This window comes from Paenibacillus tepidiphilus, assembly GCF_008635795.1.
Lineage (GTDB): Bacteria > Bacillota > Bacilli > Paenibacillales > Paenibacillaceae > Paenibacillus_AQ > Paenibacillus_AQ tepidiphilus.
This window is the reverse complement of the sequence record NZ_VWRQ01000002.1, coordinates 274,283-294,628: the sequence shown is the minus strand read 5'-3', so window position 1 is coordinate 294,628 and position 20,346 is coordinate 274,283. Positions and strand designations below refer to the sequence as shown.

At 55.4% G+C, this 20,346-nt stretch carries 18 protein-coding genes and 1 other RNA gene; 17 read left to right on the top strand and 2 right to left on the bottom strand.

Annotated elements, in window-relative coordinates; all coding sequences use genetic code 11:
* The first annotated feature begins 162 nt into the window (after positions 1–162).
* The 7 genes from F1379_RS03475 to rnpB all read left to right on the top strand — a co-directional run bounded on the left by F1379_RS03475 (position 163) and on the right by rnpB (position 6,995).
* The gene (locus tag F1379_RS03475) at positions 163–636 is read left to right on the top strand and encodes a YaiI/YqxD family protein (protein ID WP_150266351.1); all 474 of its coding nucleotides are present in this window, start codon (positions 163–165) and stop codon (positions 634–636) included.
* Positions 637–676: 40 nt separating this feature from the next.
* The gene (dnaG, locus tag F1379_RS03470) at positions 677–2,497 is read left to right on the top strand and encodes a DNA primase (RefSeq protein ID WP_150266349.1); all 1,821 of its coding nucleotides are present in this window, start codon (positions 677–679) and stop codon (positions 2,495–2,497) included.
* A 40-nt stretch (positions 2,498–2,537) separates the two neighbouring features.
* The gene (gene rpoD, locus F1379_RS03465; protein ID WP_150266347.1) at positions 2,538–3,668 is read left to right on the top strand and encodes an RNA polymerase sigma factor RpoD; all 1,131 of its coding nucleotides are present in this window, start codon (positions 2,538–2,540) and stop codon (positions 3,666–3,668) included.
* Positions 3,669–3,760: 92 nt separating this feature from the next.
* Positions 3,761–4,585: a hypothetical protein gene (locus F1379_RS03460; RefSeq protein WP_150266345.1), complete on the top strand. Its 825-nt coding sequence runs from the start codon at positions 3,761–3,763 to the stop codon at positions 4,583–4,585.
* A complete protein-coding gene (locus tag F1379_RS03455; protein WP_150266343.1) occupies positions 4,582–5,361 on the top strand; it encodes a tRNA (adenine(22)-N(1))-methyltransferase in 780 nt (259 codons plus the stop codon). The genes F1379_RS03460 and F1379_RS03455 overlap by 4 nt, the downstream gene beginning before the upstream one ends.
* Positions 5,337–6,452 (top strand): Nif3-like dinuclear metal center hexameric protein, encoded by a 1,116-nt coding sequence (locus tag F1379_RS03450; RefSeq protein WP_150266340.1) that lies wholly within the window; start codon positions 5,337–5,339, stop codon positions 6,450–6,452. The genes F1379_RS03455 and F1379_RS03450 overlap by 25 nt, the downstream gene beginning before the upstream one ends.
* A gap of 135 nt (positions 6,453–6,587) precedes the next feature.
* An RNA gene (rnpB, locus tag F1379_RS03445) (RNase P RNA component class A) lies at positions 6,588–6,995 on the top strand.
* 117 nt (positions 6,996–7,112) lie between these two features.
* On the opposite strand, the gene F1379_RS03440 is transcribed toward rnpB, so the two are convergent.
* The gene (locus F1379_RS03440; RefSeq protein WP_150266338.1) at positions 7,113–8,333 is read right to left on the bottom strand and encodes an aminotransferase-like domain-containing protein; all 1,221 of its coding nucleotides are present in this window, start codon (positions 8,331–8,333) and stop codon (positions 7,113–7,115) included.
* A gap of 93 nt (positions 8,334–8,426) precedes the next feature.
* Here F1379_RS03440 and pdxR point away from each other — a divergent pair, with 93 nt between their 5' ends.
* Positions 8,427–9,869 carry a MocR-like pyridoxine biosynthesis transcription factor PdxR gene (gene pdxR, locus F1379_RS03435; RefSeq protein ID WP_150266336.1) on the top strand — a complete coding sequence of 481 codons (1,443 nt, stop codon included), beginning with the start codon at positions 8,427–8,429 and terminating at the stop codon, positions 9,867–9,869.
* Here the strand turns inward: pdxR and F1379_RS03430 are convergent.
* Positions 9,866–11,758: a S8 family peptidase gene (locus tag F1379_RS03430; RefSeq protein WP_150266334.1), complete on the bottom strand. Its 1,893-nt coding sequence runs from the start codon at positions 11,756–11,758 to the stop codon at positions 9,866–9,868. The two genes, pdxR and F1379_RS03430, sit on opposite strands and share 4 nt — an antisense overlap.
* 216 nt (positions 11,759–11,974) lie before the next feature.
* Between F1379_RS03430 and F1379_RS03425 the strand changes: the two genes are divergently transcribed.
* The 9 genes from F1379_RS03425 (at position 11,975) to typA (ending at position 20,305) form a co-directional block, all read left to right on the top strand.
* Positions 11,975–12,472: a YpuI family protein gene (locus F1379_RS03425; RefSeq protein WP_150266332.1), complete on the top strand. Its 498-nt coding sequence runs from the start codon at positions 11,975–11,977 to the stop codon at positions 12,470–12,472.
* 199 nt (positions 12,473–12,671) lie between these two features.
* Entirely contained in the window at positions 12,672–12,893 is a 222-nt protein-coding gene (locus F1379_RS03420) for a DUF1540 domain-containing protein (RefSeq protein WP_203457023.1), read from the top strand.
* Positions 12,894–12,904: 11 nt separating this feature from the next.
* Positions 12,905–13,300 carry a hypothetical protein gene (locus F1379_RS03415; protein ID WP_150266329.1) on the top strand — a complete coding sequence of 132 codons (396 nt, stop codon included), beginning with the start codon at positions 12,905–12,907 and terminating at the stop codon, positions 13,298–13,300.
* Between the two features lie 185 nt (positions 13,301–13,485).
* The gene (locus tag F1379_RS03410) at positions 13,486–14,199 is read left to right on the top strand and encodes a lytic transglycosylase domain-containing protein (RefSeq protein WP_150266327.1); all 714 of its coding nucleotides are present in this window, start codon (positions 13,486–13,488) and stop codon (positions 14,197–14,199) included.
* 112 nt (positions 14,200–14,311) lie between these two features.
* On the top strand, positions 14,312–15,460 hold the full coding sequence (locus F1379_RS03405; protein ID WP_150266325.1) for a cysteine desulfurase family protein: 1,149 nt from the start codon (positions 14,312–14,314) through the stop codon (positions 15,458–15,460).
* 6 nt (positions 15,461–15,466) lie between these two features.
* Positions 15,467–16,744, top strand: a complete 1,278-nt coding sequence (thiI, locus tag F1379_RS03400) for a tRNA uracil 4-sulfurtransferase ThiI (protein ID WP_239004538.1) — start codon at positions 15,467–15,469, stop codon at positions 16,742–16,744.
* 92 nt (positions 16,745–16,836) lie between these two features.
* A complete protein-coding gene (locus tag F1379_RS03395) occupies positions 16,837–17,496 on the top strand; it encodes a TerC family protein (protein WP_150266323.1) in 660 nt (219 codons plus the stop codon).
* Positions 17,497–17,721: 225 nt separating this feature from the next.
* Positions 17,722–18,231 carry a hypothetical protein gene (locus F1379_RS03390; protein ID WP_150266321.1) on the top strand — a complete coding sequence of 170 codons (510 nt, stop codon included), beginning with the start codon at positions 17,722–17,724 and terminating at the stop codon, positions 18,229–18,231.
* A 229-nt stretch (positions 18,232–18,460) separates the two neighbouring features.
* Positions 18,461–20,305 (top strand): translational GTPase TypA, encoded by a 1,845-nt coding sequence (typA, locus tag F1379_RS03385; RefSeq protein WP_150266318.1) that lies wholly within the window; start codon positions 18,461–18,463, stop codon positions 20,303–20,305.
* The last annotated feature ends 41 nt before the right edge of the window (positions 20,306–20,346 follow it).

Genomic DNA, 20,346 nt, shown 5'->3' with positions numbered 1-20,346 from the left:
TGAAAGTCCAGCGACTTATGGTATAGATTGAAGGTTTGGGGTATAAATATACGGAACGGTGCCAATGCGTTAGTTGACATTCGTTCCGTATTTATGCTTTTTCGAAAGAAGGATTTCTGTCCGTCAATTGCGTATATATATTACACGGGAACTGGTGATGGTATGGATAAGGCCGGAGAAAGAAGGATTGTCGTCGACGGCGACGCCTGTCCGGTGAAGCAGGAAATTGCCCAAGCTGCCCGCATCTTCGGTATTCCGGTGGTCATGGTCTCGTCTTATGACCATGTGCTGCGGGAGGAGGACGGGGTTACGGTCGTACAGGTGGACCGCGGGGATCAGATGGCCGATCTGTACATCGCCAATCATATTTCTCCCGGCGATGTGGTGCTGACCCAGGATTACGGGCTGGCGGCGCTGGCGCTCGGCAAACGCTGCCGGGTAATGTCATTTCGCGGTCAGGAATACGACGATACCCGAATGGATTTCATGCTGGAGGGCCGGCATGCCAAGGCGGTCCAGCGGCGTCGCGGCGTTTACGGCAAAGGTCCCAAAGCCTTCACCGCAGAGGAGAAAAATTTTTTTCAACATAAACTGACAAAACTTTTAACACTTTTGCAGGAGAATGTGCAGGAATAGCGAATTATATTTATTTGTTAAGAGATGAAGGTGGTTAAAAGTGGCAGGTGGACACGGTACAATCCCGGAAGAGGTTATCGAGAACGTGCTGGCGCGGCATGATATCGTCGACACCGTCAGCAAGGTCGTCCATTTAACCAAGCAGGGGAAATATTTATGGGGCCTCTGCCCGTTCCATTCGGAGAAATCCCCTTCCTTCACCGTGACTCCGGACCGGGGTGTCTTTCATTGCTTTGGCTGCGGCATGGGCGGAAATGCCATCAAATTCAGGATGGAAATCGAAGGGTTATCCTTCCCCGAGGCTGTCAGAATCATGGCGGAAGAAAGCGACATTCCCATTCCCGAGGGCCATGGAGGCGCTCTGCAGGCGCCTGATCCCGAGCGGGACCGACTGATTCAGGCGTATGAATTGTCGGCGAAGTTCTATCATTTTCTGCTGAAGAATACGGAATACGGCACAGCCGCCATGAATTATTTGAGATCCCGGAATTTCAGCGACAAAATGATTGACCAGTTCCAGATCGGCTATGCGCCGGACCGCTGGGATACGCTGCTGCAGTTTTTGGAGAAACGGAATTATGATCTCGCCGAAATGGAGAAGGGCGGACTGCTGTCCCCAAGAGGCGAGGGTAAAGGGTATATCGACCGCTTCCGCGGGCGGGTTATCTTCCCGATTGCGAACCGTATGGGGAAGGTGGTCGCTTTTGCCGGAAGAATCCTTGGGGAAGGACAACCGAAATATTTGAATTCCCCGGAAAGCAGGCTGTTCAACAAAAGCCGTATTCTGTACAATCTGCACCAGTCCAAAGCATCCATCCGCAAAACGCGGCAAATCGTCCTGTTCGAAGGATACGGAGATGTGATTTCGGCTTGGGAAGCAGGCGTGCATAACGGTGTGGCCACCATGGGCACTTCGCTAACGGAAGGGCATGTGGGGCTGATGAAGAGTCTTGCAGATGAAATCGTGCTGGCCTACGACGGCGACAAGGCGGGACAAGCCGCAGCGATAAAGGCGATCCCCATGCTGGAAGACAGCGGACTGCGGGCCAAGGTGGCCGTGCTGCCGAGCGGACTCGACCCCGATGAATTTATCTCCCGCTACGGCGGAGAGCGGTTCATGCATCAGGTGATCGAATCGGCGGTTTCATCCATAAAATTTAAGCTTATATATCTGAAAAAAAACCATATACTCCTAGAGGAAGACGGCAAAATCGCCTATGTCAAGGAGGCGCTGCAGATTATTGCCACGCTGCAATCCTCCACGGAGCGGGAAGTGTATCTCCGCGAAATATCCTCCGAGCTGGAGCTGTCATATGATAGCTTGAAGCAGGATTGCAATTTACTTCGGGCATCGATGCAAAAAAACATTCCCGAAGGGGATAATAACGATAATAGGTGGAATAATGGTAGGCATAAAAAAGGGCAAGTGCAAGCACCGGTCCTGCTGCCCGCCTATCAGGTCGCGGAGCGGCGCATGCTGTCTCTGATGATCCAGGACCCGGAGGCTGCAGCCTATGTGGGTGAACATCTGGGCGAAGCTTTCAACATCGATGATCATGCGGCAATAGCCGCTTATCTATATGCCTATTACGCGCAAGGCAAACCGCCCGGCATCAGCCGGTTTCTCTCATCGTTACAGGATGACCGTCTGGAAAAGACCGCAACGGCGATTTCCATGATGGACACCCCTCCAGAATGGAACACGCAGGTATTGGATGACTACATCCGCGAAGTGCAGAAATATCCCCTGCAGCGCAAGCTGGAGCAGAAACGCGAAGAAATGATACAGGCAGAGAAATCCGGAGATTTTATGCGTGCGGCACAAATAGCAAGTGAGATTATAACCCTAGAGAGACAATAAGAAATCGACAGGATGTATCTAGGGAGGAGGGAGTCGAATTATGGCGAACGATCAGCATACTGAACTGGAAGCGGAATTTACTCTTGATCAGGTAAAGGATCAGCTTATTGAGCACGGCAAGAAAAGATCGTCACTGAACTACAAAGATATCATGGAGAAATTATCGCCATTTGATCAAGACCCCGAGCAAATGGAGGAATTCTATGAGCAGCTCAGTGATCTGGGCATCGAGGTAGTGAACGAGAATGACGAGGAAAGCCCGCTTCGGCCGACCGATGACAGCGAAAGCGAGAGCGGCGACGACTTCAATTTCGACGATGATCTCTCGCTGCCTCCAGGCATCAAGATCAACGATCCCGTCCGGATGTACTTGAAGGAAATCGGCCGTGTGCCGCTGCTGTCGGCCGACGATGAAGTTGAGCTGGCGATGAGAATCAAGAATGGCGATGAGGAAGCGAAGCGCCGTCTGGCCGAAGCGAACCTGCGTCTCGTTGTCAGTATCGCGAAGCGTTATGTAGGCCGTGGAATGCTGTTCCTGGATTTGATTCAGGAGGGCAATATGGGTCTGATCAAAGCGGTGGAGAAGTTTGACCATAACAAGGGCTTCAAATTCAGTACCTATGCCACCTGGTGGATTCGTCAGGCCATCACACGGGCAATTGCCGACCAGGCACGGACCATCCGTATCCCGGTGCATATGGTGGAAACGATCAACAAGCTGATCCGCGTCTCCCGGCAGCTGCTGCAGGAGCTGGGGCGTGAACCTACGCCGGAAGAAATTGCCGCTGAGATGGACCTTACGGTAGAGAAGGTCAGAGAGATCATGAAAATTGCCCAGGAGCCGGTGTCGCTGGAGACGCCGATCGGTGAAGAGGACGATTCGCATCTGGGTGATTTCATTGAGGATCAGGAGGCGCTGGCGCCCGCTGACGCTGCAGCGTATGAGCTGCTGAAGGAACAGCTGGAGGATGTGCTGGATACCTTGACGGAACGCGAGGAGAACGTGCTTCGCCTGCGGTTTGGTCTGGACGACGGACGGACAAGAACGCTGGAGGAAGTGGGCAAAGTATTCGGCGTTACCCGTGAGCGGATCCGCCAGATCGAAGCTAAAGCGCTGCGCAAGCTGCGCCATCCGAGCCGCAGCAAACGGCTTAAGGATTTCCTCGAATAGCTGAAGTACCGGGCCTTCTGCCGCATGGTGGCAGGAGGCTCTTATTGTTAAAGCACTGCTTAAGTTTCAGGTCCGAAATGAGGGAGAGCATTTTGAACACAGAGAAACGTGAGACGATTTTGCGGGAAATCCAGTATTGGCGCAGAAGCAAGCTGCTGTCGGAGCAGTACTGCGACTTCTTGATCAACCTGTACAATGATGAGAATAAGATCAAGGACAGCAATCCGGTCTCACTGCAAAATCTGCAACAGGGAAGCATCAAAATCTGGTTGTTTGGTTTTGGAATAATTTCCTTGATTTTCTTGATTAGTCTTTATTTTAGCGTTTTTCCCTGGCCTTTGCAACTTGCCACCGCATTGTGTGTGCTCGTTGTATGCTACGGTTATTCTGCCGTGTACCGTGACCGCAATCAGGTCATCAGCCTGCTCCTCGCAGGTGCCGGAAGTGTGCTCACGCTTGGTTTTGGTCTGTGGATGATCTCTCTACATAATCTGGACCCTGATTTCTGGCGACCGCTGCTTATCGCAACCTGCGGCCTGCTGTGGTGTGTGCTCGGTTTTATGCTCCGCATCGGTCTGCTGCAATTTTGCGGATATGCCTTCTGGGGACTGCTCTACGCCGGTTTCTTCATCCAAAGAAGGCCGGATGCCCAACTGGTCGAGCTGGAACTGCTCTGGGTGCCGCTTAGCGTACTGATGATTTGGTTAAGCTGGCTATTGTATCATCGTGTCAGCGGTGTTGCGGGCGTTTATTTTGGCGTAGGCGTATGTCTGTGGATTATGCCTGAAATCGATGCGCTTTGGTTGAGGCAGGGCTTCCCGGGCTGGGTTTCCCTTGTACTGATTATGAAGGTTGCGGCGGGGCTCGCCCTGCTGTTTATCTTCCGAAAAAAATGGATTGCGTGGGTGGCAACATGAATAACGTAAAACTATCTGAACGGCTGCGGCTTGTGCTGGAGCAGGTTCCGCCGGGCAGCCGGCTGGCCGACATCGGTTCGGATCACGCGCTGCTGCCGATTGCGGCCATTGAAACCGGACGGGCTGTCGCCGCGGTTGCGGGTGAAGTGAACCCCGGACCGTATGAAGCGGCCCGCAAGGGTGTGGCTGAGGCCGGACTGTCCGCCAGGATTGCTGTACGGCGCGGGGACGGGCTGGAAGTGCTGGCTCCCGGTGAAGCGGACTGCATCACAATCGCCGGCATGGGCGGTGCTCTGATCGCCGCGATTCTTGAGCGGGGGCAGAGCCTGGGACTGCTGGATGGGGTGAAGACGCTGGCCTTGCAGCCGAATGTCGGCGAGGACATCCTGCGCCGCTGGCTCGTCAAGAGCGGCTGGGTGCTGACAAGCGAGCAGATTCTGGAGGAAGACGGCAAGATTTACGAAATATTGACCGCAGTCCGTGAGGATACAGAAGCGGGATTGACCAACGAACAGTTATACAGTGATCTGGCCGTGGGCGGCGGGGCTTTGATGTTATCCAAGGCGATGCTGCTGGAGATGGGGCCATGGCTGCTGCGTGCGCCGAATCAAGCTTTTATGGACAAGTGGCAAGGAGAAATCGCCAAGCTGGAGGGCATTCTGAAGTCGTTGTCGCGCTCGGAGCTGGCTTCGGCAGAAGCGAAACGTAATCAAATTTCGGAGCAAATCCGGACGATCACGGAGGTGCTGGAATGTTTGCCAAAGGACAAACTGTAATCGGCTATATGGATCAGCTGGCCCCTAAGCATCTGGCGGAGGAATGGGATAATATTGGCCTCCAATTAGGGGCTCTGCAGAAGGAAATTACCGGAGTGCTGGTTGCGCTGGATGTCAATGAGGCTGTTGTGGATGAAGCGATACGCAAGGATTGTAATTTGATCATTGCCCATCATGCGATTATTTTCAAGGCTATCAAGGGTATCCGGACAGATACACCGGCAGGCAGACTGTATGAGAAGCTGATCAAGAACGATATTGCCGTCTATATCAGCCATACCAATCTGGATGTGGCCGAAGGCGGCATGAACGACTGGATGGCCGAAGCGCTGGGAATCGAGAACGGCGCGCCGATCCAGGATATTCATACCGACCAGCTGTCCAAGCTGGTGGTCTTCGTGCCGAAGGATCATCATCAGAAGGTGCTGGATGCGATTCTGAATGCAGGAGCGGGCTGGATCGGAAATTACAGCCACTGCAGCTTTAATATCGAAGGGTACGGCACATTTATTCCGCGTGAAGGCGCTGATCCGTTTATCGGCGAGAGCGGCAAAATGGAGCGTGCCGAGGAAGTGCGCATTGAGACCATCGTTCCGAAGTCGATCCGGAATAAAGTCGTCCAGGCGATGCTCAAAGCCCATCCCTACGAGGAAGTGGCCTACGATCTGTACTCTATGGATCTGAAGGGCCGGGCGCTGGGCCTTGGCCGGGTTGGCAAGCTGAAGGAGCCGACGACCCTGGGCGAATTCGTGGAAACTGTGAAGCAGGGACTGAAGGTTGAACATGTGCGTGTAGTCGGTGATTTGAACCGGTCGATCCGCAAGGCGGCCGTTATGGGCGGCTCCGGCGCCAAGTATTATAACAGTGCCATCTTCAAGGGGGCGGATGTGCTGGTGACGGGGGATATTGATTACCATACGGCAATCGATGCCCACCTCGCCGGTATTACGCTGATCGATCCGGGACATAACGCGGAAAAGATCATGAAGGAGAAGGTGGCGGAGTGGATTGCCGAGAAACTGGCGGAGCATAAGTATGCCACGGCCGTACATGCTTCGGAGCTGGAGACGGAGCCTTTCCGGTTTCTGTAGAGCTTGAAAAATGACATGGTTAAGAGACTGGCGCATATAAGGCTTGTTGTACGGGTGCGCAAATTGTTTGCAATTTCCACCGATTTACTCTTGTGCCCGATGCGGCAAGTCTGTATAATATTTAATGTTGTTCGGGAAGTTTGACAGACAATCGCCGGTGGCGCAAGCCACGGGAGGAAAGTCCGGGCTCCATAAGGCAGGATGCTGGATAACGTCCAGTCGGCGCGAGCCGAAGGATAGTGCCACAGAAATGGACCGCCGATGGCTGCGCAAGCAGCACAGGCAAGGATGGAACCGAGGTGTAAGAGACCCCGAGGAGCGTTGGTGACTTCGTTCCTGGTAAACCCCATCTGGAGCAAGACCTAATGAGATACAGTGCTTCCTTTACGGGAAGAACAGCCCTCGCCTGGGGCGTATCTAGGTTGGTCGCTGGAGCTGTGCAGCAATGTACGGCCTAGATAGATGATTGTCGCTTAAGGTGGGAGGGTAGTTCCCGCTTGAACCACGACGAGCACAGAACCCGGCTTACGGCAAACTTTCCAAACTGACAACTTAATGGATGCATAATGAACTGGCGGTCTTCCTCGGAAGGCCGCCTTTTTGTCGTCTGGTGTCCGGTACCGCCCAGCACCGGTGCCAAGGAGGAATTCCCTGCCACTCCTAAGAGAGGGGCAGGCTCCCGTGAGCAAGCTGCTCATACAGAGCGAGGGCTTGCTCCAGCCGCTGCACGGCCAGCGGAATCTGTGCGGGCGGTGTGTGGGTGAAGTTCAGGCGCATGGCGCTGGTCAGCGGCCTGGCGGCATAGAATACTTCACCCGGCACAAAGGCCACGCCCTGCTCCACCGCCAGCGGCAGCAGCTGCGCAGTCTGGATGCCGGCGGGCAGCTTCAGCCACAGGAACATGCCGCCGCGCGGCTCGCGGTAATCGTTCCAGCCGCGTGCGCTCAACTCGCCGGATAAGAGCTTCATCCGCGAGTAATATTCGCGGGAAATCCGGCGGATATGTCCATCCAGATCAAAGGACAGCAGCAATTCATGCAGCGCGCGCTGGTCGATGGCGCTGGAGTGCAGATCCGCGGCCTGCTTCGCTTTTGCCATGACACGGATAACCTCCTGCGGCCCGATGGCCCAGCCGGTACGCAGCGCCGGAGCGACAATCTTGGAGAAGGTTCCGGTGTAAACGACACAGGAATCGCCGTCATTCTCACGCTCAATGGCAGCCAGCGCAGGCGGATAAGCGCCCGGAGTTTCATCGAAAGCAATCTCCCCATAGGGGTTGTCTTCGAGGATCAGTACGCCGTACTTGCGGCACAGCGCCACCGTTTGTTCGCGGCGTTCACGGCTCCAGGTCGCGCCTGAGGGATTATTGAAGGTCGGTACGGCATAGAGCAGCTTCGGACGGTGTGTGCGCAGCTGCTCCTCCAGGTGCTCCGGAAGCATCCCGTCCTCATCACTGGCAACAGTGTGGATGGCCGCCCGGTAAGAACCGAGCACCTGCAGGGCAGCAAGGTAAGTGGGGGCTTCCACCAGTACAGCGTCGCCCGGGTCGAGCAGGATTTTACAGAGCAGGTCAATCGCCTGCTGGGAGCCGGTGGTCAGCAGCATGTTATCGGCAGCGGCGGCAATTCCCTGGCTGCTCAGCCTGGCAGCCACTGCTTCGCGCAAGGGAAGATAGCCTTCGGTCAGCCCATACTGGAGGGCGGCCGTGCTGCCGGAGAGCGCCTGCCCGTAAGCTTCACGCACGGCCTCCACCGGAAATAATTCTTCACCGGGCAAGCCTCCGGCAAGCGAAATAATCTCTTTGCCCTGCGTAATTTTGAGAATGTCGCGTACGGCCGACGATCCCAAGGACCCCGCAGTCGCCGAAAAATGGAATTGCATAAAATTGACCCCCGCATATGAATTTTGTTGTATCATAACGGCATAGCTGTATAACAGTAAAGCGGTAAATATAACAGTTGGGAGGCGGGGGAATTGCATATCGATATATTGCGCGGCACAGCCGTAGCTTTGCCGCAGCAAATCAGTGATACACTGGCCCAGCGGATTACCTCGGGCTTGCTGGCACCCGGCAGCCGGCTGCCATCTGTGCGTACGCTGGCTGCATCGCTGGCGGTCAGCCAGATGACGGTGAGCAAAGCCTACGCCGAACTGGAGAAGCGGGGGCATATTGTCTGCAGCCAGGGGCGGGGCTGCTTCGTCGCCGAGAGCGCCAAGGGGCAGCCGGACGGCTCGGCCTCCTGGCAGGCCGGCTATGACGATTATTTGCCGCGCGCCCAGCTGTGGCGGAACTTTGATTCACTCAAGGTGAAATATCCGTTTCACCTGGCGGCGATTCATCATGAGCTGCTGCCCCTGGCAGAGATCGGCCGGACGATGTCCAGGCTGGTGACGGAGCAGCCGGAGCTGATGGGAACCTACGGCAACTTTCAGGGCGATCAGGAGCTGAGAGAGGTTATGCGGACCCATTTGCAGGCTCGCGGAATCACGCTGCCTTCCACGGAGCTGATGATCACAAGTGGTACCCAGCAGGGAATTGATCTGGTGGCACGCACATTTGTAGGCCCGGGAGACACGGTGTATATGGAAGCGCCGAGCTATACGGGGGCGATTGATGTGTTTGCCGGCCGGGGAGCGGAGATCATCCCGGTTCCGACTGATCGTGAGGGGATGAGGCTGGATGTGCTGACCAGACTATGTGACAGGAGAAAGCCGAAGCTTATCTACACGATTCCTACGTTTCAGAACCCGAGCGGGGTGACGCTGAGCATGGCAAGAAGACAGCGGCTCCTGGAGCTGGCCCGGAGCTACGGCTGCCTGATTGTGGAGGATGACCCGTTCAGTGACCTGTACTTCCGTCATTCCCCGCCGCCGCCTATTAAATCACTGGACCGTGACGGACATGTGGTGTACATCAAAAGCTTCAGCAAAGTGATCGCCCCCGGCTGCCGGATCGCCTGCGTCGCCGGAAGCGGCGACATTCTCTCCCGTCTGATCGCAGCCAAGTCAGCCAGCGATCTCGGAAGTCCGCTGCTGACGCAGCGCGCGGTGCTGCCGTTTATTGCCCGCAAGTACGACGTCTATGCAGCGGGGCTGCGCACGGCCCTCCGTGGGCGCATGGAACAGGCGGCACAGCTGCTGAAGCAGTATGCGCCGCCCGGTGTAAGCTGGAGTCTGCCCGAAGGCGGACTCAATTTATGGCTGAAGCTTCCCCCTTGCGCAAACATCGGCAAGCTGCATACGTTAGCCGAAGCGGAAAGCATTTCGTTTCTTCCCGGTGAGGTCTGCCATGCCGGAGATCAGGAATCCCGCCATATCCGGCTGTGCTACTCGCAGATGGAGGAGGCGGAGATGCTGCAGGGGCTCCGGCGGTTCATGGAGCTGCTCGACAGTTATCTCCGGTCTCTCCAATGCTAGCGGTTGTTCTCCAGCTCACTGCGCAGCGACTTGAGCTGATTGCCGACATGCTGCGGAAAGAGCTGGAGCGGAACACCTCCTCCGGCCGCAGCCTGCAGCGTCCGGTAGATATCGACCTGGCCCCAGCCGAAATATTTGTCATGGCCGGGATCACCGAGATCGACGGCATTGGACGTCATCAGCTCCATCACTTCCTTGTTCGTCAGCTCCGGATTCAGCGAACGTACAAGCCCGGCAAGTGCAGCGACATGGGGACTGGCCATGGAAGTACCGGACAGGGCCGCATACTGGTTGTCGGGATAGGTGCTGGCTATGCTCTCGCCCGGAGCGGCTACATCGATATAATCGCCATAATTCGAGAATGAAGCCCGTTCCCCGTTCTGGCCCGTAGCTGCGACGGCCAGCACTTCATCATAAGCCGCAGGATACCCCGGCCGCTCAGTATTGTCGTTGCCGGAGGCGGCGACGATGACGACATCGCGGTCATAGGCATATTTGATGGCATCATGCAGAAATTGCGATTCGGCATAATTCCCCAGGCTTAGATTAATGACCTTGGCTCCCTGATCCGCGGCCCAGATGATGCCTTCCGCTACAGAATAGGTTGTCCCGGCGCCTGAGTTGTCCAGCGCCTTGACGGGAAGGATTTTGTTGTACCAGCTAATGCCGGCCACGCCCTCGGAATTATTGGTCAACGCTCCGATAATGCCGGCGACATGGGTGCCGTGCCCGACATCGTCATCGGGAGTTGATCCGCCACCGGCAATGGCGTTGTAGCCAGTAAGCAGTTGGCCCTGCAGGTCCGGGTGGCTCGCCTGAACACCGGTATCGACCACTGCAACAGAGACCTCCTGGCTGCCTTTGGTCAGATTCCATCCCGCTTCCGTCTCAATCGCCGGCAGATTCCACTGGTAGGTGGAGAACAGGAGATCATTGGGTGTGATTACATCGGTTTTTCCATTTTCGAAAACGGTATCATTGGTTAAATACATATAGTGGGGCTCCACATACTGCGGGCTCCATTTTTTCACAAAATAAGCCTTAAGCTTGCCGTAGTCCATGGTTTCCGAGCGGAATATATAGGCATAGCCCAGCTTAAGCGGCTCCTTGCCTTGAATTTCTGCCTGGATGGTCCGGAGTTGTCCCGCAGTAATGGCACCGTCCGGAAACCGGACGACAATTTCATTCTCGTAGAAATGGCTGGCGTTCTCGTTGTCGTGTCCGGTGCGCACTGTGATATCCTTGAGTGTATCGGCGTGGACCGACTCCACCCGGTATTTCCCTTCCTTGGGGTAAGGGATGAGCCTGAGGTTCTTGAGCTGGTGGTCGGCCACACGGTCGAGAATCTGCTGGTTCATCAGGGCGATGACGCCGATGTTGCCTTTCGGATCGCGCTGGCCGATGAAGTAGTATTTGCCGCCGCCGACCATGAAGGAGGGAGACTCGTAGGACTGATGGCTTTTGAGCGCTTTTTTGGCCGCAGCCAGATAGTCCTGAAGCTGCTTCTTCTCCTGGCTGGTGCCCTTCGGGGGGGCCGACCCAAAGGTCTCTGATTTACGGGAGTGAAAATCAATCCACATCAGCATGGCAATATGACCGTGTCCCTGCTGCAGGCGCTTCGCATATGCTGAAACAGCGGCGGGCGAAGCCCTACGGATCTCGGTGAGCATCAAGGTCAAATGCCGGGCGGCGTCGTGGCGGTTAAGCCGGTCCGTAGCGTCGACATCCCGGGTCAGCGACGTTTTTTTAATGCTTTTTTCCGCAGACTGATCCGCTGCTTCAGCCTGTTTCGGCGTTCCGGCATCATCGCTGCGCAGGGCGAACACCACCAGCAGAACTGTAAATGCGGCAGTCAGTAAAGCTGCGATGCGCAAATTTTTTCGTGACATATTTTCCGCTCCTCTATGGCAAGGTAATATGTTGTAGGTTGGGGAAAGCAGGCCGGTTTTATGCATCGCAGAAAAGGATACCGTCGTCCTATGATTTATGTTAAGATCAAAAAGTAAACCGCCAGGGTAGCCTGTACGTTCATTGAAGCGGATGTGCAGGGAATGCTTGTCGCAAGCGACTACAACAGCCAGGATTAATAAGGGGGAGCAACCGCCATGTCAGCAGCCAATGTGCAGAAATTGTGTGAAACGACGAGAGAAAAGCTTAAATCCGCAATCGATAAAATGGAAACCTTTCTAAACCATCACGCGCTGCCGCAGCTTGCGGAGGGGAACGATGAAGAGACGGTGCATTTCTACCAGGGATTTCTGTCCGATCTCCGCCACCTGCTGGTATTCTCGGAAATGTCCTATGAGAAGCTGGGAGTAGCCCTGCGCCGTGCCAATTTCGACGAAGACTTCGCGCAGAAAGCGCTTTATAATGTATATCACTACGGTGTGAATAACTTTTTCTATCCGAAAAATGAAAGCTATTCCGAAGACGGACGCTACGCCTATACCGGCCAGGACGCTATCCGTTTCCGCAAGAAGCCGGTGCGTCCGGCGCGCGACATTATTCTCGAGATCACCAAGGTGTACGAAGAGCTTCGCGATGATCTCAGCTATTATGAGAATGACTATTTGACCGAGAAACGTATGCAGAACCAGGTGTAAGCATTCGTTTCCAATACAACATAATGATGGATAAGGGCCGTGTCATCCGGAAGGGTGATGCGGTCCTTTTTGCCTTGTCCCGGAATAAATGGTGCTGTGCGCTATAGAGTCTGGACTAAAATTTGCCGCCCGGTCCGGCAGGTTCGTCACCCGTATAGACCGTGAAGCCCAGGGACAAAATAAGGCCGGGGTGATGATAATGTCAATGGATAAGCCATTCGTCAAGTGCAGTGTGAGCAACTGTCATTATTGGGGCGAACAAAATGTATGCCGGGCCGACGAAATCATTATTGAAATCGACAAGCATGCGGGCAGTGCCTTCAAGGAAGAGTACGCCGAAGAAATGACGAACAACAATCATCATGATATTGCCCGCAATTCCTCGGCCACCTGCTGTTTGACGTTCAGACCTCAGGAATAAGGGAGGCGCCTATGGATTCGCACAGTGATGAAGACAAGCTGAACCAGCCAAGGCGAAAAGTGGTTCTGCGTCCGCGCCGGGTTGACTATCCGCGCCGTGACAAGTCACAGCAGGAGGAGTACGCCGCCGAAATCAGTCCGCTTCCCGCCGCAGTAAACCGCAGCAGCGGTCAATCCGTGGATACGGATGAGTCTGCTGTACAAAGTGACAGCAAGTCGCTTGGATATATCGGGCTGGGCTTCGGACTGGTGTCCTTGTTTATCTGGTCGATCATACTCGGTCCCATTGCAGCCTTGATCGGGTATTTTGCCTTCGCCAAGGGGCAGAAGACGGCAGGGGCCTGGGCCATGGGGCTCGGTCTTGTATCGACGCTCAGTTATTTTGTGTTAATTCCGTTCGCGCAGTAACCGGCTTACCGATGTCCGAAACAGGCTTTTAGACCTAATCTTGCGGGTCTGAAGTCTGTTTTTTCATGCTTGCTTATAGCAATTGCAGCAATTTAATTGTAAAATAAAGCCGAATTTTAGTTTCTAATGCACCTGACGGATTGAATATATATGGCACTATCATAAGGAATGAGGGATCAAGCGGCATGAATATCAATTCTGTTGCCGGTTCGGCCGGACTGAAATGGGTCAATCTCAGGTCCTCGGCCTCCGCTGCGACCGACACCAAGAACGGAACGGCTGCAGGCCAGGTTTCCGGCTCTTCATCCGCAGAGTTTGCGGCGCTCCTGCAGGAGGCTGCTCTGCAGTCGGGAAGCGGTCCGGACGGGACAACACGGCTGGCTTCGCTGGACAGCTCCTATCTTGAGGGCCTGCTCTGGCAGCAGCTGAGCGGCAGCGGGCAAGCTGTAGGTGAAATTTCCGGGGAAATAACGCAGACGCTTCCGACCGATTATGAAGCGCTCATTGCGGCTGCCGGGGCCAAATACGGCGTGCCTGTCGATCTCATCAAGGCAGTAATCGACACGGAGTCTTCGTTTAATCCGAATGTGGTCTCTTCAGCGGGAGCCAAGGGGCTGATGCAGCTGATGGACGGGACGGCCGACGGCCTGGGAGTATCGGATCCGTTCGACCCGGCCCAGAATATCGATGGCGGCGTCCGGTATTTGTCGTATCAGCTGAAACGATATGACGGGGAAGAGAAGATGGCGCTGGCCGCATATAACGCCGGTCCGGGACGGGTGAACAAGCTGGGTGTGAGCAGCGATGAAGAGCTGCTTGAGAAGCTGTCATTGCTGCCGAAGGAGACTCAGGCGTATATTGCGAAAATTGAACGCGCACGCGCCCAATACGCGTTATAATAAAAAGGATCAAACGGGGAAACCTTGGACCACACAGGTGGACGGGGCCGTTTGGTCCTTTTTCAGGCTTATAAGAGCACAGTCACAGTACTTTAAAGGAGATTTTAACGATATGCTTTATTGGGATTACGCCGCTGCCGCGCCGCCATACGAGGAGGTGGTGCGGACGGTGGAGCAGATTATGCGGCTGCACTATGCCAATCCTTCTTCACTGCACCGGGCAGGAATGGAGGCAGCGCAGCTTGTACAGCGGGCCAGAGAAGTCTGCGCTTCCGCACTTGACGTGCGCCCGTCGGAAATCAGATTCACCTCCGGTGCGACCGAAAGCAACAACCTGGCAATCAAAGGTGCTGCTCTTCAGTATCAGGGCAGAGGGCGCCATATTGTCACTACACAGCTTGAACATCCGTCGGTGTACGACAGCTGTCTGCAGCTGCAGCGGCTGGGCTGGGAAGTCAGCTTCGTCCCCCCGGATGCGAAGGGAGTGGTTGATCCGGAGCAGGTGGCGGCTGCCGTCCGCAAAGATACGGTATTGGTCAGCATTATGCATGTCAATAACGAAATCGGCTCGGTACAGCCGGTTGCTGAGATTGGCCGGCGGATTAAGACGGCGAACCGTCGTACGCTATTTCATATAGACGGCGTCCAGGGATATGGCAAGCTGGAAACACAGCTAGAGCAGTGGCAAGTCGACCTGTACAGCCTGTCACCGCATAAAATCCGCGGTCCGCGCGGGGTAGGTCTGCTGGTGGTTAAAGATGGGCTCCACCTGTCCCCGCTGCTGACAGGCGGAGCCCAGGAGAGCGAATTGCGAGCCGGCACGGAGAATGTGCCGGGCATTGTGGCTGCAGCCAAAGCCGTGCGGATGAGCGGGGAGCAGCGCCAGGAATTTGCCGCCCGCGTGATCCCGCTGCGCGACCGGCTGCTGGCGTTTCTGCGCGGCATACCGGAGTTCACGGTCAACAGCAGCGAGGACGGCGCTCCGCACATCGTGAATTTCGCTTATCCCGGCATGAAGGGAGAAGTAATGGCCCGCAAGCTGGAAGAATTGGGCATGGCGGTAGGTACCCGCTCGGCCTGTTCCTCCCGGCTTGCCGAGCCAAGCCGTATCCTTATGTCGCTGGGGCTGGGGAAAGAAGCTGCACTGGGCGGCATCCGCATCAGCTTCGGCGACAGCCACACGATGGAGGATGTAGCCAAGCTGGAAGAAGCATTGCTGGCGGCCAAGTCCGCACTGAAGACTGCCGAAGGGGGCGTATAGAGAACTATGACAGAAATGATAACCACAGACGCAGCCAAAAGTCTGGCTCATGCCGATATGCTGCTGCTCCGTTTCGGAGAATTTACCTTGAAAGGCAAGAACCGCACGCGCTTTGAGAAGACTGTGCTGCGCCATGTGAAGGCATTGCTGCTGCCTTATCCGCGTGCCGTACTCAGCAAGGAGTTCGGCCGTTTGTATGTCGCCCTGAACGGCGAGCCGGCGGAGGAGCTTGCCGAGGCGCTGCACAATGTATTCGGCATTGTGTCGATCAGTCCGGTCAAGGCCTGTCCCTCCCGGCTGGAGGATATTATCGCTGCCAGCCGCACCTTCCTGGAGCTGCTGGCTCCGGCCCCGGGCACGACCTTCAAGGTGGACGCCCGCCGGGTCTGGAAGGAGTTCCCTCACGGCTCGCTTGAGCTGAACAAGCTCGTATCGACACCGCTGCTCCAGGGGTATCCGGGCCTTATAGTCGACGTGAGAGTGCCGCAGCTGGAGCTGAAGCTGGAAGTACGCGAAACGCAGAGTCTGATCTTCTGCGAGAACATCGCGGGTGTGGGCGGCTTCCCGCTCGGTACCAGCGGGAAGGCCATGCTCCTGCTGTCCGGAGGGATTGACAGCCCCGTGGCCGGCTGGTCCTCCATGCGCCGTGGCCTGGAAGTGGAGTGCATCCACTTCTACAGCTTCCCGTATACAAGCGAGCAGGCCCGGCAGAAGGTTGTTGACTTGGCGCGTGTGCTCTCGCGGTATTCGGGGGTCATCAAGCTGCACCTGGTACCGTTCACCGAGGTGCAGACCTCGTTCACCGGCATCGGCCAGGATAATCTGATGATTACACTGATGCGCCGCGCCATGCTGCGGATTGCCACCGGACTGGCAGAGCGTGAAGGTGCGCTGGCCCTGGTGACAGGCGATAGCCTGGGGCAGGTGGCCAGCCAGACCTTGTCCAGCATGAACGCTATCGGCCGTGCGACCGAGCTGCCGCTGCTGCGGCCGCTGGTCATGATGGACAAGAGCGAAATCATTGACTTGTCCAGACGGATCGGCACGTATGAGCTGTCCATTCTGCCCTATGAGGACTGCTGCACGTTATTTGTGCCAAAATCGCCGACGACTAACCCGAACCTGCGCATTCTCGAGAAGATTGAAGCGACTTTGCCCGGATATGCCGAGCGGCTGGCCGCTGCGCTGGAAGGAACGGAGACCGTGCTGATTACGCCGTACGGAAATGAACGCCCCCGCGATGTGATTGCAGCGGAGACGGGAATTCAGGAAGAATGGTTCTAACAAGCCTGCAAGATAAAAAAGTCGGACAGGAAGCATAGCTTGCCCGCTGCGGACATACATGTAATTACATGCAGTTCGGGGAGGGTAAGCCAATGGATTCTTTGTTGCTGCTGGGTCAAATACTGATGATCAATCTGGTGCTGAGCGGAGATAATGCCATGGTCATTGCGATGGCCAGCAAGAATCTGCCGGCGGAAAGCCGGCGGACGGCCGTCTGGTGGGGGGCGGCGGGAGCGGTCGGGCTGCGCTGCATACTGACTTTTGTCGCGGTGCTGCTGCTGAAGGTTCCTTATATTGAAGCCGGCGGGGGAATCCTGCTGCTGTGGATCGCGTTCAAGCTGCTGCTGGAGGATGAGGAAGAAATGCGTGTGGAGGAGAGCTCCAGCGTATGGAAGGCGGTACGGACGATTCTGGTGGCCGATTTCATTATGAGCCTCGACAATGTGCTGGCCATCGCCGGTCTTGCTCAGGGGGATCTTGCGCTGATCGTCATCGGGATTGCCCTGAGCATACCAATTGTTGTCTGGGGCAGCGGTCTCATCGTCGGCTGGCTGCACCGCTTTCCGGTCCTTGTCTATATCGGAGCTTATATCCTGGCCTTCACCGCCGGCAAAATGCTGCTGCAGGATGCCAAGTTCGGTCCGATCGTCTCCTTCCTCCTGCCCTCCCTGCATGCAGCCTTGCCGCTGCTGCTGGGGATCGTGGTCATTCTTTCGGGGGCGCTTAAACGGCGGTTTGTATCGGCCGGATGAAACGTGGCTATACTTGGACTAAGGCTGTGCGGAGGCTCCGGATTCCGGCTTCCCGCACGGTTCTTTTTTATATAACAGGGCAGGATTTCACAGCTGCGGCGATAGCGTTTCAGACCATTTTCCGCTAAAATATAAGAAAGAATTGTACCGCCCGGCGCCGCATTCATTGCCGATGGGTGGTGAATCCTCGGATAATGATGCGAATGTTGAAGGGATGGGTGAAGGATGTCTTCCAAAAATGACATAAAGCTCGGAGTGTTCATCGTTGCTGCCGGCCTTGTGATCTTTCTCGGGAAATGGGGAGTGTTCGGGTTTCTCGGACGGACGCTCTGGCCGCTGGTTCTGCTGATTCCGGGACTGCTCCTGCATGTGCTGTTCTTCACCCGCCGTGCTCCGGCAGCCGTGCTGGTTCCCGGTGGTATGCTGGCCACGTACGGTTTGCTGTTCGGCTTCTGCAATACGTGGGGCTGGGGCTTCATGGCCCATTTGTGGCCGCTGCTGCTGCTCGGCGTTGCCGTTGGAATTTATGAATATGCTTATTATACGCCCCGCAGCGGCGGTCTGGTTGCGGCAGCGGTTATTGGTGGCATTCTGAGCCTGGTGCTGCTGTTCTTCAGTATGCTGGGTACCGGCGCACTTTATTTGCTGGGCATTTTGCTGATCCTCGCCGGAATCTGGATGATAGCCGGACGGGGAAGATCACGCAGCGGCCGTCAATGGAATGGCAGATGGTAAGAAACTGGCAATTTGCCTGGCTGCGCGTGCTGCATAATTTTCACAGCTTGCACGTAAATGGAAGTGTTTTTTTCATAAAAAGACTTGCTTTTCACAGCACTTTCACTATAAAATGAAGAAATGTTGGAGCGTCGGCTTTCTGCCTGGCGCTTCTTTTGTGAGATTGCCGCGACATGTTAAGAATTTAAACATTCTACATTTGATAAATGAGAGGATTTGGATACAAATCATGCATTCAAGAACCGAAATTCGCAACATTGCGATTATTGCCCACGTTGACCACGGCAAAACCACGCTTGTCGACCAGTTGCTGCAGCAATCCGGGATTTTCAGCGCACACGAGCAGCTTCAGGAACGTGCGATGGACTCGAATGATCTGGAACGTGAACGCGGCATTACCATCCTGGCCAAAAATACTGCCATTACCTATAAAGAGTTCCTCATTAATATTGTGGACACTCCCGGACATGCCGATTTCGGCGGCGAAGTGGAACGGATTATGAAGATGGTTGACGGCGTACTGCTGGTTGTCGACGCTTATGAAGGCTGCATGCCGCAGACGAAATTCGTGCTGCGTAAAGCGCTGGAGCAGCATTTGACACCGATTGTCGTCGTGAACAAGATCGACCGCCCGGCTGCCCGTCCGAAGGAAGTCATTGATGAAGTGCTGGATCTGTTCATTGAACTGGAAGCAAGCGACGATCAGCTGGATTTCCCGGTGGTGTACGCTTCCGCACTGAACGGAACCTCCAGTATGGACGCAGAGAAACAGGACGACAACATGCTTGCCCTGTATGAGACTATTGTTGAGCATATTCCGGCACCGACTGAGAAGATCGATGAGCCGCTACAATTCCTGGTTACGCTGATGGACTACAACGAATATCTTGGCCGGATCGCGATCGGCCGTGTTAACCGCGGTGTGATCAAGCAAGGCCAGTCCGTCACTGTTATTATGCGCGACGGCAAGAGCAAGACTGCGCGGATCGAGAAGCTGTTCGGCTTCCAGGGACTGAAGCGTGTGGAGACCGAAGAAGCGGGCGCCGGCGACATTGTGGCCATTGCCGGCATCAAGGATATCAACATCGGCGAGACCATTGCTGATCCGCAGAATCCGGAAGCACTGCCGGTTCTCAAGATCGATGAGCCGACCATGCAAATGACGTTCCTCGTAAACAACAGTCCGTTCGCCGGTAAAGAAGGCAAGTGGGTTACCTCCCGCAAGCTGCGTGAACGTCTGTTCAAAGAACTGGAGACGGATGTCAGTCTGCGTGTGGACGAAACGGACAGCCCCGACGCCTTTGTCGTATCGGGACGCGGTGAGCTGCATCTGGGTATCCTGATTGAGAATATGCGCCGCGAAGGCTATGAGCTGCAGGTATCGAAGCCGGAGGTTATCGTTAAGGAGATCGACGGCAAGAAGATGGAGCCGCTGGAACGCCTCCTGATCGACATTCCGGAAGAAAGCATGGGCGCCGTCATGGAGAGCCTGGGAACACGCAAAGCGGAAATGGTTAACATGATCAACCACGGCACCGGACAGGTGCGTCTGGAATTCCTGATTCCGGCACGCGGTCTGATCGGCTACAACACGCACTTCCTGACACTGACCCGCGGATACGGCGTGATGAACCATGCGTTTGACAGCTATGCACCGCTGATTGGCGGACAGGTTGGCGGACGCCACCAGGGCGTGCTGGTATCCAGCGAGACGGGAACAACGACGTTCTACGGCATGATGGGCGTAGAAGACCGCGGTATTCTGTTCCTGGAGCCGGGTACAGATATCTATGAAGGTATGATTGTGGGCGAGCATACCCGCGACAATGATATCATCGTCAACATCTGTAAGGAAAAGGCACTGACCAACGTGCGTTCCGCTACAAAGGACGAGACCGTTAAGATGAAGACTCCGCGTCTCTTCTCGCTTGAAGCCGCGCTGGAATATTTGAACGATGATGAATATTGTGAAATTACACCTAAATCGGTTCGCCTGCGCAAGAAGCTTCTGAACAAAGGCGAACGTGAGCGTGCGGAGAAGCAGCGCAAGGCGGCACAAGCCAGCCAAGCCTAATATTCGCAGAATATGGAGCCGCCGAATGTTGTTTTTTCGGC